Genomic DNA, 13,188 nt, shown 5'->3' on the forward strand with positions numbered 1-13,188 from the left:
TCGCCCGAGCTTTCCATTGGGCTGGGGATTGAGGCCATGAGCAGCTTTCGCGCCCGGCTGGCGCTCTCCAGCTATCGCTGGATTGGTTCGGCGATCTATCCGTTCGTGTGGTCCTATCTTGCCCTGCGCGCTGCGAAGGGCAAGGAGGACCCGGCGCGCCGCCGCGAGCGTTACGGCCATGCCAGCGTGCCGCGTCCGCAAGGTCCGCTCGTCTGGTTCCACGCTGCAAGCGTCGGAGAGACCAATGCGGTCATCCCGCTGATCAAGGAAATCCATCGCCGCGGTATCAATGTCGTGCTGACGACCGGCACGAAGACGTCGGCGCGGGTCGCGGCTGGGCGTCTGGGCGAGGCGGTCATTCACCAATACGTGCCGCTCGATTTCAAGCCGGCGGTCAATCGTTTCCTCGAATACTGGCAGCCGGATCTGGCCATCATCGCCGAATCCGAGATCTGGCCGATGACCATCCTGGAACTTGGGCGACGCCATATCCCGCAGGTTCTGGTCAACGGCCGCCTGTCCGACCGCACATTCGCCCGCTGGAAGAAACGGCCGGCGCTCGCCGATGCACTGTTTGAGAACCTCGCGCTCGTCATCGCCCAATCGGATGTCGATGCCGAGCGGTTTCGCACGCTCGGTGCTCTGCCGGTAATGGTATCGGGTAACCTGAAGGTCGATACCGACGCGCCGCCGCACGACCCGCAGGCGTTGAAGGAATATCGCCAGCAGATCGGCACGCGCAAAACCTGGGCGGCGATCTCGACCTTCGACGGCGAGGAAAATGCTGCCGGCGTCGTGCATCGTGCCCTCAAGGAGCGCACCGGTCTGTTGACCATCGTCGTGCCGCGGCACCCCGAGCGCAGCGATGCGATCGAGGCGGCGCTAACGGCCAAGGGGCTGAAAGTTGCGCGTCGCACCCGTCGCGATCCGCTGACATCAGACGTCGATATTTTCCTTGGCGACACGATCGGCGAGATGGGGCTCTATCTGCGCCTGACCGAGGTGGCCTTTGTCGGACGCTCGCTGTTTGCCGAAGGCGGGCAGAATCCGCTGGAGCCGGCAATGCTCGGCTGCGCCGTTCTTTCGGGTGGCAACGTCCAGAATTTCCGCGAGACCTACCAGATGCTCGCCAAGAACGGCAGCGCCAAGATCGTCCGCGATACCGAGATGCTGGCAAAGGGCGTCAACTACCTGCTCGCCAACGACGACATGCGTCGTTCGATGATCGATGCCGGCCTCGAAACCGTGCAAGAGATGCGCGGAGCGCTGTCGGCGACGATGAAGGGGCTCGAGCCCTATATCAATCCGCTCGTCGTCAAGGCGCGGCTCGAACCGCGCAACGACATCTGACCACACCGGGAGACGTAAGATCACCATGAGCGCACCGACAGCCATCGCCGGTATCCTGTTCGACAAGGACGGAACGCTGCTCGACTACGCCAAGAGCTGGGTGCCGGTGAACTACGAACTGGCGAAGATCGCAGCCAAGGGCGACGAGGGCCTGGCCCGCACCCTGCTCAAGGCCGGCGGCATGGATCCGGACACCGGCCATGTGTTGCCCGACAGCCTGCTTGCCGCCGGCAACACCGTCGAGATCTCGACCGGGTTCGTCACCGCCGGTGCGCCGTTTACCGTGGAAGCGTTGACGACGCTGCTTGACGGGTTGTTTGCCCGTTCTGCCGAGTACGCGGTACCGGTCACCGACCTCGGGTCGTTCTTCGCCGGTCTGCATGCCAAGGGCTATCGCCTGGGTGTCGCATCCAGCGACAACGAGCGCTCGATCCGCGAAACCGCCAGACGCTTTGGTTTCGACGGCTATCTGCATTACGTCGCCGGCTACGACAGCGGCTACGGTGTCAAGCCCGAGCCCGGCATGGTGCTCGGCTTCTGTGCCGCGACGGGGCTTGATCCGCAGCAGGTCGTGGTCGTCGGCGACAACAATCACGACATGCACATGGGCCGCAACGCCGGCGTCGGCATGACCGTCGCAGTGCTGACGGGCACCGGCTCGCGCCAATCGCTCGCCGATGCCTCTGACCATTGCCTGGCTGATATCACCGAGCTTGAAGCCGTTCTCTAGGTTTTGCCGAGCTGTATTTCCTTCGTTGCCGCTCTCACGAGTTTCAAGCATGGTCCTATGATCGCCAGAGGACCGATAAAGCCAACGCCGAGAGATAGAGCCCGAAGCCGAATGCCGCATGTGCGAGCAGGCTGCGCAGGCGGGCAATGTTGGGGCTCGGCGTTTTCGAGGCCGCGATGCCCGCGCCCATACCCGGCTGCATCAGGAAGAACGGTGCGACCACGGTCGCGAGGCCGACAATGAGTGCCGGGACAAGCGTCGGCCGCTCCGCCCAGTCAGTCCCCCAGATCAGCAACAGAAGTCCGGCGAAGACTACGCCGATCGCATAATGTGCAGTCCAGCCGATCAGCCGCTCGCTACGGACGGGTGCCGCTGCTGCGATACGCTGGTGCAGGAAGCGGCCCTGCGGAAAATGTCCGATCCAGCGGCCCACCATGCCGTAGTCCAGGGAAGGTATGCCGAGCAAACGTTTCACCGCCACCGCCCAGAGATCCATGACCGCAGTCGCACCGATCCCGATCAGGATGGCCTGCAACACCAGATCCTTTTCCATATTCGTATCCTCTCACATCATCTTCATGGCCGCTGCATCGACAGATCGCGCACATGCGGGCGTTCGATCTGTCATCTGACAAGTCAAAGCATCATTCAATTGAGTAATTGAATGAGTCATGGAGAAATGCTAGGCTTCTGTCAATGACCGACCTTCAACTCCATATCTTCGAGGAATTTGCCGAGCTTGCCCGCACGCTTGCGAGCCCCCAGCGCCTGCTCCTGCTCGAGCATATCGCCCAGGGCGAGCGCTCGGTGGAGCGTCTTGCTGAGCTCGCCGGCCTGAGCATCGCCAACGCGTCGCAGCATCTGCAGCAGTTGCGCCGCGCCGGTTTTGTCGAGACCCGGCGGGATGGCAAGCGCGTGCTTTATCGGCTGGGTGCCGGCCCGGTGATCGGCCTGCTCTCGGCCCTGCGTCAATATGCCGAGCACAATCGCGCTCAGATCCGCGAACTCGTCGCCGATCGCCTCGACCGACCGGACCGCCTCGAGGCGATTTCGCGCGAAGAGTTGCTGCTGCGGATGCGGGGAGGGGACGTCACGCTGCTGGATGTGCGGCCGCAGGACGAATTTTTGTCGGGTCATCTTCCCGGTGCGATCAATATTCCGATTGCGGAACTCGAACGACGCCTTGCCGAACTGCCTGAAGGAGGCGAGATCGTCGCCTATTGCCGCGGGCCTTACTGCGCCTTGTCGTTTGACGCGGTGAGGGTTCTGCAAGGCAACGGCTTTACCGTCCGCCGGCTTGAGAGCGGGTTCCCGGATTGGAAAGCAGCCGGCCTTGCTGTGGAAAGCCGGGACCTCAGCTAGACGACAAGTCTGACGCAACAGGCATTGTCTTGTGCCGCTTGCCTTTTTCCGCGTTCTGACGTTTTTTGTCGGCAGTTACGCCGTCGCCGGTTTTGGCCAGCGGCAGCCAAGATGTGCATCGTCCTTCCCGGAAGGACCAGACGGGGCCACGGAAACAAAGATGGTATCGGAAGCGCCGCCGTTCTGGTGGACAAAGGCGGATTGGCGTGCGCGGGCTTTGTGGCCGTTTTCCTGGATCTATGGACGTATCGCCGGCCTGCGCATGGACCGCGCTCGCCGAGCGTCCGTTCCGGTCCCGATCATCTGCATCGGCAATTTCACGGTCGGCGGCGCCGGCAAGACGCCGACGGCGATCGCGCTTGCGCGCGCCGTCAGGGCCAAAGGCCTGAAGCCGGGTTTCCTCAGCCGCGGCTATGGCGGTTCGCTTGATGTGACGACGATCGTCGAGCCTGAACACCACAGGGCACGCGATGTTGGCGACGAGCCGTTGTTGCTGGCGCGCGAGGCGCTGACGGTTGTGTGCCGTCGCCGCGTCGATGGTGCCCGCCGGCTGGTGGCCGAAGGCGTCGATATCATCATCATGGACGATGGTTTCCAGAGCGCGCGGCTGGCCTTCGATTTTGCGCTGCTCGTCATCGATTCCCGCCGCGGCATCGGCAACGGTTACCTCGTGCCGTCAGGCCCGGTGCGCGCGCCGATTTCCAATCAGTTGCGCCATGCGACCGCGCTGTTGAAGATCGGCAACGGCGCCGAGGCGGATGCCTTGATCCGTCGCGCCGCCCGGGCCGGCAAGCAGGTCTACCAGGCGGAGGTCGTGCGGCTCGACGACGGCTCGCTGAACGGCGTGAGAGTGTTGGCCTGGGCCGGTATCGCCGACCCGGAAAAATTCTATCGCACCGTACGGGAAACCGGCGCCGTCATCGAGGAAACCCGCAGCTTCCCCGACCATCATCATTTCTCAGAGGACGAGATATCGGACCTTCTCGACCGGGCCGCAGCACTCGGCTGCACGCTCGTGACCACGGCCAAGGACATGGTTCGCCTGGAGCCCGGCCACGGCCGGGCAGCGGAACTGGCTCGGGCAAGCCGGGTGATCGAAATCGACGTGCACTTCGACGATCCGTCGGCACCGGCAAAGATCGTGACAACCGCGCTGTCGGCCGCGCGCACCCGCAAGCTGCGGGAAGCGGAACAGAAGTAAGGCTGGATTTGGCCGTTAGAGCGTTTTTGTCGCCAGCGGAGCCATGGGAAGGCCCTCCTGACGGAAAACGTTAGCGGCGCTGGTTCGGCAGGGCGCCTGCGCGCTTTTCCGCTTCGAGCGAGGCTTCCGCGTCGACATAGGGCTGCTGACGGGCAACGCTCCAGTAGCGCAGTTCGTCCACGGGAATGGTCTTGCCCGTCATCGCGCAGATGACATGCGAGCCAGCAAGGACGATCTGAAAGTCGCCGTCGAGATAACGGACCTTCGCTTCGCGCGAGGCGCTTCCTTCAAACCGGTTCATCATTTTCTGGGCCTGTTCCGTCTTCGTGGTCTGCTGTCTGATCTAGCCCGACGCCCGGTAAAATGCCAGTGCATTTCGCCGCGCCGGACCGCTCCCGGCATCAGCTCCTGCCGAACAGTCGCTCGATGTCGGAGAGCTTCAGCTCGATATAGGTCGGCCGGCCGTGATTGCATTGGCCAGAGCCCGGCGTTGCTTCCATCTGGCGCAACAGTGCGTTCATTTCCTCAGTCCGCATGCGGCGGCCGGAGCGGACGGATCCATGGCAGGCCATGGTCGCGGCGAGATATTCAAGCCGGCTGGCGAGCCCGTTGGCCGTGTCCCATTCGGCAATCTCGTCGGCGAGCTGGCGCACGAGGCCGGCGGCATCCATCTCGCCCAGCATGGCCGGCGTTTCCCGCACTGCGATGGCGCCAGGTCCGAAGCGCTCGATGCCGAGGCCGAGGCGACCCAGTTCTTCCGCATGCGTCATCAGCCGGTCGCAATCGTCTTCGGAAAGATCGACGATTTCCGGGATCAGCAGCGCCTGGGCGGCGACAGGCTTCGAATGCAGCGCCGTTCGCATGGTTTCGAAGACGAGACGTTCGTGGGCGGCGTGCTGGTCGACGATGACAAGGCCGTCCTGCGTCTGCGCGACGATATAGTTTTCGTGAAGCTGGGCGCGCACGGCGCCGAGTGGAAACGATTGCGGCGCCAGCGCGTCCGCAACGGTCCGGTCAGGCTCTGCCAAAGGCGACGCCGTGCGGGCCGAGGGTGCGGAGAAGGCAGAAAAGCTTGCCTGCGGCGTCTCGGACAGGCCGCGCACGATGGTCTCGAAATGCGTCGGCCGGTAGGGCGAGGTTTCCGCGCTCCAGGGCTGACGCGGCCGGAACTGCTCGGCGCGGAACGCCTGCATCATTCCGCTCGCTCCGGTCGTCGATGCCCGGTCACCCTCGCGGGCCAGGGCCTCGCGGATGGCACCGATGATCAACCCGCGGATGAGGCCCGGATCGCGGAAGCGAACATCCGATTTCGCCGGATGCACGTTGACGTCGACGAGTGCCGGGTCGAGCGCGATCGACAGCACCGCCACGGGATAGCGGCCATGCGGGATCGTTTCGGAATAGGCTGCCCGAATGGCGGAAAGCAGTTGCTTGTCCTGAACCGGACGGCCGTTGACGAAAACATATTGCTGCAGCGAGTTGCCGCGGTTGTAGGTCGGCACCCCGGCAAAGCCGGTCAGCTGAATGTCCTCGCGCTCGGCATCGATCTCGATGGCGTTGTCGCGGAAATCCTTGCCGAGCACCTGCGCCATGCGGGCGAGCCGGTCGTCGCCCGTCGCCGGAAACTCCAGCGTCGTCCGGTCAGATCCCGACAGCACGAAACGCACCTTCGGAAAGGCGATCGCCATGCGACGCACCACATCCGAGATCGCCGAGGCCTCGGCCTTTTCCGACTTCATGAATTTGAGCCGGGCGGGGGTCGCAAAGAACAGGTCGCGGACTTCGACGACCGTGCCGGTATTGGCGGGCGACGGGCGGACGGGGTCCGTCCTGCCGCCGGCAATGGAAATGACGGCACCCTCGCTAGCGCCTGCCGTTCGAGTGGTGATCGAAAGCCGGGAGACCGATCCGATCGACGGCAGAGCCTCGCCGCGAAAGCCGAGTGTGCGGATATCGAACAGGTTGTCGTCGAGCTTCGACGTGCAGTGCCGCCTGACCGCCAGCTCCAGATCGGCCGGCTGCATGCCCGCGCCGTTGTCGGTGACGCGCAGCAACGTCTTGCCGCCACCGGCGGTGGCGATTTCGATCCGGGTCGCACCGGCATCGAGCGCGTTTTCGATCAGTTCCTTGGCGGCACTGGCCGGGCGTTCGATGACTTCGCCGGCGGCGATCTGATTGATGAGGGTCTCGGAGAGCTGCTTGATGGCCATGCTCTATTTTCCCGGATTCGGCGACGGAACGGAAGTGGAAATACAGCTCTGTCCCCGCCTCGTGCCTTCTATTATTGGGCTTTGGTTGTGCAACCCATTGGTGCACCAAAAAATGAGACGGAGATTTAATTGCCCCTTAATATTCTGCTGCGATTTTCCACAACAACCTGAATGATCACGGGTTTTGTCTTTGGAGCACCGCGGCGTTGCTGGACGTCGTGTCACCCCCGCTCGAAGAGACGCCTTCCAAGGCCATCCCAGCATGTCCCGAAATGAAACCGCCGCAGGGGGCGAGTGAGGACAGCGCAATGAACGATGGGGCGCCGAACGGCGCGGACATCAACAGGATCATTCTTGAGTCGAGCTGCGATGCGCTCGGCTCAGCGATGGTTGTCTGCGGCCGGGACGACACCATCCTCTTTGCCAGCCGCACCATGCTGCAGTACTTCCCCGTTCCCTCCGAGATGCTGTTGCCGGGAACGCGATTGCGCGATTTCCTCGGCGCCGTCTACGACACCGGAGTTCGCCCCGGCACAGTTCCCGAAAACAGCCGTCGTCGGACGAACCGCGAAGACTGGATTGCCGAGCATATGGCGCTGCACTGGCGCGAGCGCTACGAGAATGTCGAGCGCGCCGGCCGCACGCGCTGGGTTTCCATGCGCAAGCGTCGTCTTTCCAACGGTATCGGCATCCTTTCGATCACCGATGTCTCCGACCAGAGGAAGCGTGACGAGCAGTTGCAGACGGACCTCGAGCGGGTCGAACTGACCGAAGAGATCCTGGATGTCCAGCCCAATCCGATCTGCGTCAAGGATCGCAACCTCAACTACATCGCGGTCAACAAGGCGTTCTGCCTAATTCACGATCTCTCGCAGGACGCGATCCTCGGTCGTTCGGCCTGGGATCTGGTCGACAGCGAACTTGCCGAACGTTTCGAGCACTCCGATCGGCGCGTGCTTGAAACCGGCAAGCCGCATTCGGAAGCGGAACATATTGTCCGCGCTGATGGCAGCGACCTCTGGGTTCTCACCCGCAAGTATCGCGTTGGCATGCCAGGCCGCCATTTCGTCGTGACCTGCATGAGCGACGTGACGGATATCGCCGGCTGGTACAATGGCTCCGAGGATGGTTCCGCTCCCTCCGGCGGTCTCCAGATCAACGACTACAGCATTTTTGCGCCGGCCCAGAATTTCTACGATCCGTTCCGCGCGCTGAACGTACAGCAACTGGTCGAGGCGGGCTCGATGATCGAGACCCTTCCGGCGCGCGGTTTGCGCGTTCTGCTTGCCTCTGCCGATCGGCTGACGGAAGATCGGCTGGTTGCGCGTCTGCGCGGCTCGGGCCTTGAAGCCTGTGCGGTGCGCAACCTCGATGAGTTGACCGCCTTCGGCATGGCCGCCGAAAGCGCCGGCGTGAAGCTCGACATTCTGCTGCTGGATGGTGCTTTTCCGGATGGGCAGCATATTCCGGGGGCCTGGCGCAATTGCCCGGTCGTTACCGTCGAATCCGATCAGGATGCTGCCGCTGTTCTGACCGAGGTTTTCCGTGTTTGTGCCGAGCGCCCGCAGGCCTCGCCGCTCCTACAATCGGACTGGTCGATCTCGTTTGAGGACGAGGGCACAGCGTCCGTGCCGGTTTCACAGGTCGACGTCCTCGTTGCCGAAGACAACCAGATCAACCAGTTCGTCTTCACGCAGATCCTGGAAGGGCTCGGCGTCTCCCATCGCATTGCTGCCAACGGTCGCGAGGCCGTCGAACTCTGGCATGAGCTTCAGCCGGCACTGGTCCTCATGGATGTGTCCATGCCTGTCATGAACGGCTTCGATGCGACCGTTGCCATTCGAACAGCGGAAAAGGCGAGAAACGACAGAACGCCAATCATCGCCGTGACCGCTCAGGCCCTCGATATCGATCTGGAGCAGTGCAAGAGGTCGGGCATGGATGATCACATCATGAAGCCGGTTAGCCCCGACATGATCGAGGCCGTGCTGCGAAAATTCATGCCGGTAATGGCCATGCGAACGGCAGGTTGAACGGAATTCGTGTCAACTCGCTAGAATTGGGGATGTCGATGGCAGATCTTGGAGCGAGGCGATATCGGATTGTTAACCCCCGATTGCGATCTTCTGCACCGTATTGCCAAAAAGTGTAGAGCCCCTCCGGAATGCATCGCAGCCCCACAGCCGTCAACGTCGGAACTTCGCCGGAAGCGCACCGCCGCTTCGCGGACCGGCTTGCCTTGTCGGCCGACCGGCACGGACGGGCGGGTTCTTTTGAGATCCAGGGGCTTGGCCGATGATGTCGGGCGAAACTCCCTATCATCGCATCGGCAGGGAGGCTCCGGCTATCGGCGGCTCGGTCGATCTGTTGACCGGGCTCGGCAACGCGCGCCAACTCCGCAAGACCGTTTGCGATCTGGCTGAAGAGCGCGCCAGCGATCCCGCTCCCTTTACCATCGGTCTTGCCAATATCGATGGGTTCAAACCGATCAACGATCTGTTCGGCCCGCGAGCCGGCGACGAGATCCTCTGCCAGGTTGCCCATCGGCTGCAAGCCTGTGCACCTGAAGGCGCGACAATCATTCGCTCCGAGAACGACGAATTCGCTTTCGTCCTGCCGCTCGTCTTCGAGCGCAAGGGTGCGGAGAAAGTCGGGCAGATGTTGAAAGAGGTGCTGTCGGCGCCCTTCGATCTCGGCGATCGCAACGTCCGCCTTTCCGCTTCGTTCGGCTTTGCCGTCTATCCTTTTGCCGGCGAGGTCTTTGACGACCTGCTGAAGAGCGCCGATACGGCGCTTTATCGTTCCAAGCGCCGCGGCCGCGGCCAGATCACCGTCTATTCCCAGGAAATCGCCCAAGAGATGAAGCGCGCGACGCAGCTCGAACAGGCGCTGCGCAACGCGATCATCGCCAACGAGGTCGACGTGCACTTCCAGCCGATCGTCGATCTGCGCAACGACGCGGTCGTCGGTTTCGAAGCCCTGGCCAGATGGTGCGACGCCGACCTCGGCTATGTCTCTCCAGCCGTGTTCGTACCTTTGGCAGAAGAGCGCGGCTTCATCGAATCGCTGGCCGAGACGCTGTTGCGCAAGGCCGCCCATGCGGCACTCGCCTGGCCGAAGGAGCTGTTCCTGTCGTTCAACCTGTCGTCGGCACAGTTGATGGACCCGGCGACCAGCACGCGTCTCCTGACGATCATCAACCAGATCGGTCTCGACCCGCGACGGTTGGAACTGGAGATCACCGAGACGGCCGTCATGGCTGACGCGGAGACTGCCCAGAAGATCGTGACTGAGCTTCGGGCAGCCGGCGTGCGCGTCTCGCTCGACGATTTCGGCACGGGTCAGTCGAGCCTTGGGCGCCTTCGCGACTTCTCCTTCGACAAGGTCAAGATCGACCGTGCCTTCGTGTCGCGGATTTCCGCCGACCGGGCCTCCGAGCATATCATCAAGGCGATCGTGTCGATGTGCGAAGGCCTGGAACTTGAGGTCGTCGCCGAAGGCATCGAGGATTTTTCCGAAGCGTTGAAGCTGAAGGCGCTCGGCTGCGGCATGGGCCAGGGCTACTTCTACGGCAAGCCGGCCGACGCTGTCGCGACGATGCGCTACCTCTCGGACCGCTATCGCGGCGTTGCAGCTCAGCTTTAGACCCTGCCGCAATAGTGGGTTTCAGTCCTTGGCGCTCTCGGCCCGGTTTCGCGTACCTTCCGCCAGCAGCCAATCCCTGACCCGTCGCGCCTGACTGTTCAGCTCGCGTGAGCGCGGCCAGACGACGTAAAACGCCAGTCCGGTCTTCAGCACGTGACCGCAGACCGGCACCAGTGCACCGGAGCGAACCTGCGGATCGGTCAGGTGCTCCCAGCCAAGCGCCACCCCTTCGCCTGATAGCACCGCCTGGATCACCAGGACATAGTCGTTGATGGCGAGACGACGCGCCTGAGGCGGGTAGGGAAGGCCGGCGCTGGCGAACCATTCGGTCCAGTCGCAGGCGCGCCGGACCGGTTCTTCCAGATGAATGAGGTTGTGGCGCAGCAAATCGGCAGGTTTGCTTGGCAGTCCATGCTGCTCGATATAGGCGGGCGTCGCCACCGCATTGACGACTTCCTCGGCCAGAAGTGCTGCATGGTAGCGCGGCCAATGGCTCGGATCGCCGCCGCGGATGCCGAGCGGGATCGGCTCCTCGTCGAGGTCGAGATCGCGCACGCTCGTCTGGATCCTCAGATCGATCTCCGGCAGATCCTCGCGCATGCGGTTGAGGCGCGGCAGCATCCACATCGAGGCAAAAGCGGTCGATGCCGCAAGCGTCACATTAGTCTCGCGCCCCTTGGAGCGAATGTCTTCCGCCGACTTCTGGATCCGTGACAGACCGACGGATACGTCGGCGTGGAATTTCTCACCAGCCTCCGTCAATTCGACGGCGCGATGCACGCGGTGGAAGAGCGGTACACCCAGCTGCTCTTCCAGCCCGCGAATGGCGTAGGAGACGGCCGCCTGCGTCATGCCGAGCTCGTTGGCGGCTCGGGTGAAATTCTGATGACGGCCGGCAGCCTCGAACACGATGAGGCTGGTTGCAGACGGGAGCAGGCGGCGTAGATTTTCCATAACTTAGGCTTATCGCATGGCTCAATTTTTTCCAGCGTTACAACGTGATTTTTCGTCAATACCATCACCTCAAATGATGGGAGGACGGCGATGGAAATGGTGGCTGTGGAAGCGGGCGAAGCACCGAGACGGACACGAGGATCAAGGCCGCAACGCGGCGGTGTCAGCGCCAAGAGCCTTGGCGTCCCCTACATCGTCCGCAATATTCCGACCTACGATATCCTGAGCGAAGAAAACCTGCTCCGAATCGAGAAGGTCGCCGACCGTATTCTTGCCGAAGTCGGCATCGAGTTTCGCGATGACCCGGCATCCCTTGATCATTGGAAACGCGCTGGCGCCAAGCTGGACGGCGTGCGGGTGACGTTCGAGCCCGGCATGCTGAAGGAGATCGTGCGCTCGGCGCCGCGCCAGTTTACCCAGCATGCCCGCAACCCCGTCCGCAGCGTCGAAATCGGCGGCAACAATGTCGTGTTCTCGCCAGCCTACGGCTCTCCTTTCGTCACCGATCTCGACAACGGCCGGCGTTACGGCACGATCGAAGACTTCCGCAATCTGATAAAGCTGGCGCAGTCGAGCCCCTGGCTGCACCATTCCGGCGGCACCATCTGTGAGCCGGTCGATGTTCCGGTGAACAAGCGCCATCTCGACATGGTCTATTGCCACATCAAATATTCCGACCGAGCCTTCATGGGCTCGATCACCGCCGAGGATCGCGCCGAAGACTCGATCGAGATGGCGCGCATTGTCTTCGGGCACGATTTCGTCGACGCCAACTGCGTCATTCTTGGCAACGTCAACGTCAATTCACCGCTCGTCTGGGACGGAACGATGACGAAGTCATTGCGCGCCTATGCGCGGGCAAACCAGGCGGCTGTCATCGTGCCCTTCATTCTCGGCGGCGCCATGGGTCCGGTCACCAATGCCGGAGCGATCGCGCAATCCTATGCCGAGACGCTGGCCGGCTGCGCCTTGACCCAGCTGGAGCGCAAGGGCGCGCCTGTTATCTTCGGCAACTTCCTGTCGTCCATGTCGCTGCGTTCGGGGTCGCCGACCTTCGGCACGCCGGAGCCGGCGATCGGCAGCATGGTGATCGGCCAACTGGCACGGCGCCTCGGCCTGCCGCTGCGCTGCGCCGGCAATTTTTCCAATTCCAAGCTGCCAGACGCGCAAGCGATGCAGGAGGGCGTCATGTCGATGCTGTCGGCGGTGCATTGCGGCGCCAATTTCATCCTGCACTCGGCCGGCTTCGTCGATGGGCTGCTCGCGATGTCCTACGAAAAGTTCGTCATGGACACGGATTTCTGCGGCGCGCTGCATTCCTACCTCGCCGGCGTTGTCGTCGATGACAACACGCTGGCCATGGACGCCTTTCTGCAGGTTGGGCCAGGCAGCCATTTCCTCGGATGCGATCACACCATGCGCAATTACCAGACCGCCTTCTGGGATTCGGCCCTGTCCGACAACGAGCCTTTTGAAAAATGGACAGAGGAGGGCGGAACCGACATGGCGGCGCGCGCCAACAGGAGTTGGAAGAAGACGCTGGCCGAATACGAAGCGCCGCCGCTGGACGTGGTGATCGACGACGCTTTGACGGACTATGTTTCTCGCCGCAAGAACGGCATGGCGGACGCCTGGTACTGAGCCGACGCCGAGCCTTCTTTGAGAATGCGCATAACAAGAATGATGCCGTGCCACCGGTCCAGCTCAGCGGACAGGCGGTGCTCAAGGGAACAGAA

General features: G+C 62.7%; 11 protein-coding genes. 7 read left to right on the forward strand and 4 right to left on the reverse strand.

All coding sequences use genetic code 11. The features are described 5' to 3' along the window. Positions 1-36 precede the first annotated feature (36 nt). Entirely contained in the window at positions 37-1,350 is a 1,314-nt protein-coding gene (gene waaA / locus ASD52_RS15360) for a lipid IV(A) 3-deoxy-D-manno-octulosonic acid transferase (protein ID WP_025426071.1), read from the forward strand. A 25-nt stretch (positions 1,351-1,375) separates the two neighbouring features. Continuing rightward, positions 1,376-2,080, forward strand: a complete 705-nt coding sequence (locus ASD52_RS15365; RefSeq protein WP_025426072.1) for an HAD family hydrolase — start codon at positions 1,376-1,378, stop codon at positions 2,078-2,080. Positions 2,081-2,135: 55 nt separating this feature from the next. On the opposite strand, the gene ASD52_RS15370 is transcribed toward ASD52_RS15365, so the two are convergent. Continuing rightward, positions 2,136-2,633, reverse strand: coding sequence for a DUF2938 domain-containing protein (locus tag ASD52_RS15370; RefSeq protein ID WP_025426073.1), 498 nt, complete (start codon positions 2,631-2,633; stop codon positions 2,136-2,138). 143 nt (positions 2,634-2,776) lie between these two features. On the opposite strand from ASD52_RS15370, the gene ASD52_RS15375 reads away from it, so the two are divergent. Then, positions 2,777-3,442: a metalloregulator ArsR/SmtB family transcription factor gene (locus ASD52_RS15375; RefSeq protein ID WP_038575925.1), complete on the forward strand. Its 666-nt coding sequence runs from the start codon at positions 2,777-2,779 to the stop codon at positions 3,440-3,442. A 160-nt stretch (positions 3,443-3,602) separates the two neighbouring features. Then, positions 3,603-4,643, forward strand: coding sequence for a tetraacyldisaccharide 4'-kinase (gene lpxK / locus ASD52_RS15380; RefSeq protein ID WP_025426075.1), 1,041 nt, complete (start codon positions 3,603-3,605; stop codon positions 4,641-4,643). Positions 4,644-4,713: 70 nt separating this feature from the next. Here lpxK and ASD52_RS15385 read toward each other — a convergent pair whose 3' ends face one another. Next, positions 4,714-4,947, reverse strand: a complete 234-nt coding sequence (locus tag ASD52_RS15385; protein ID WP_025426076.1) for a DUF2093 domain-containing protein — start codon at positions 4,945-4,947, stop codon at positions 4,714-4,716. 97 nt (positions 4,948-5,044) lie between these two features. Continuing rightward, positions 5,045-6,853: a DNA mismatch repair endonuclease MutL gene (mutL, locus tag ASD52_RS15390; RefSeq protein WP_025426077.1), complete on the reverse strand. Its 1,809-nt coding sequence runs from the start codon at positions 6,851-6,853 to the stop codon at positions 5,045-5,047. Between the two features lie 308 nt (positions 6,854-7,161). Between mutL and ASD52_RS15395 the strand changes: the two genes are divergently transcribed. Continuing rightward, positions 7,162-8,886, forward strand: coding sequence for a response regulator (locus ASD52_RS15395; RefSeq protein WP_025426078.1), 1,725 nt, complete (start codon positions 7,162-7,164; stop codon positions 8,884-8,886). A 265-nt stretch (positions 8,887-9,151) separates the two neighbouring features. Then, a complete protein-coding gene (locus tag ASD52_RS15400) occupies positions 9,152-10,498 on the forward strand; it encodes an EAL domain-containing protein (RefSeq protein ID WP_057224826.1) in 1,347 nt (448 codons plus the stop codon). 21 nt (positions 10,499-10,519) lie between these two features. On the opposite strand, the gene ASD52_RS15405 is transcribed toward ASD52_RS15400, so the two are convergent. After that, the gene (locus ASD52_RS15405; protein WP_025426080.1) at positions 10,520-11,452 is read right to left on the reverse strand and encodes a LysR substrate-binding domain-containing protein; all 933 of its coding nucleotides are present in this window, start codon (positions 11,450-11,452) and stop codon (positions 10,520-10,522) included. A 90-nt stretch (positions 11,453-11,542) separates the two neighbouring features. Here ASD52_RS15405 and ASD52_RS15410 point away from each other — a divergent pair, with 90 nt between their 5' ends. Further along, positions 11,543-13,093 (forward strand): trimethylamine methyltransferase family protein, encoded by a 1,551-nt coding sequence (locus ASD52_RS15410; protein ID WP_025426081.1) that lies wholly within the window; start codon positions 11,543-11,545, stop codon positions 13,091-13,093. Positions 13,094-13,188 lie beyond the last annotated feature (95 nt).

Origin of the sequence: Ensifer sp. Root142 (assembly GCF_001426785.1) — a bacterium.
Lineage (GTDB): Bacteria > Pseudomonadota > Alphaproteobacteria > Rhizobiales > Rhizobiaceae > Ensifer > Ensifer canadensis.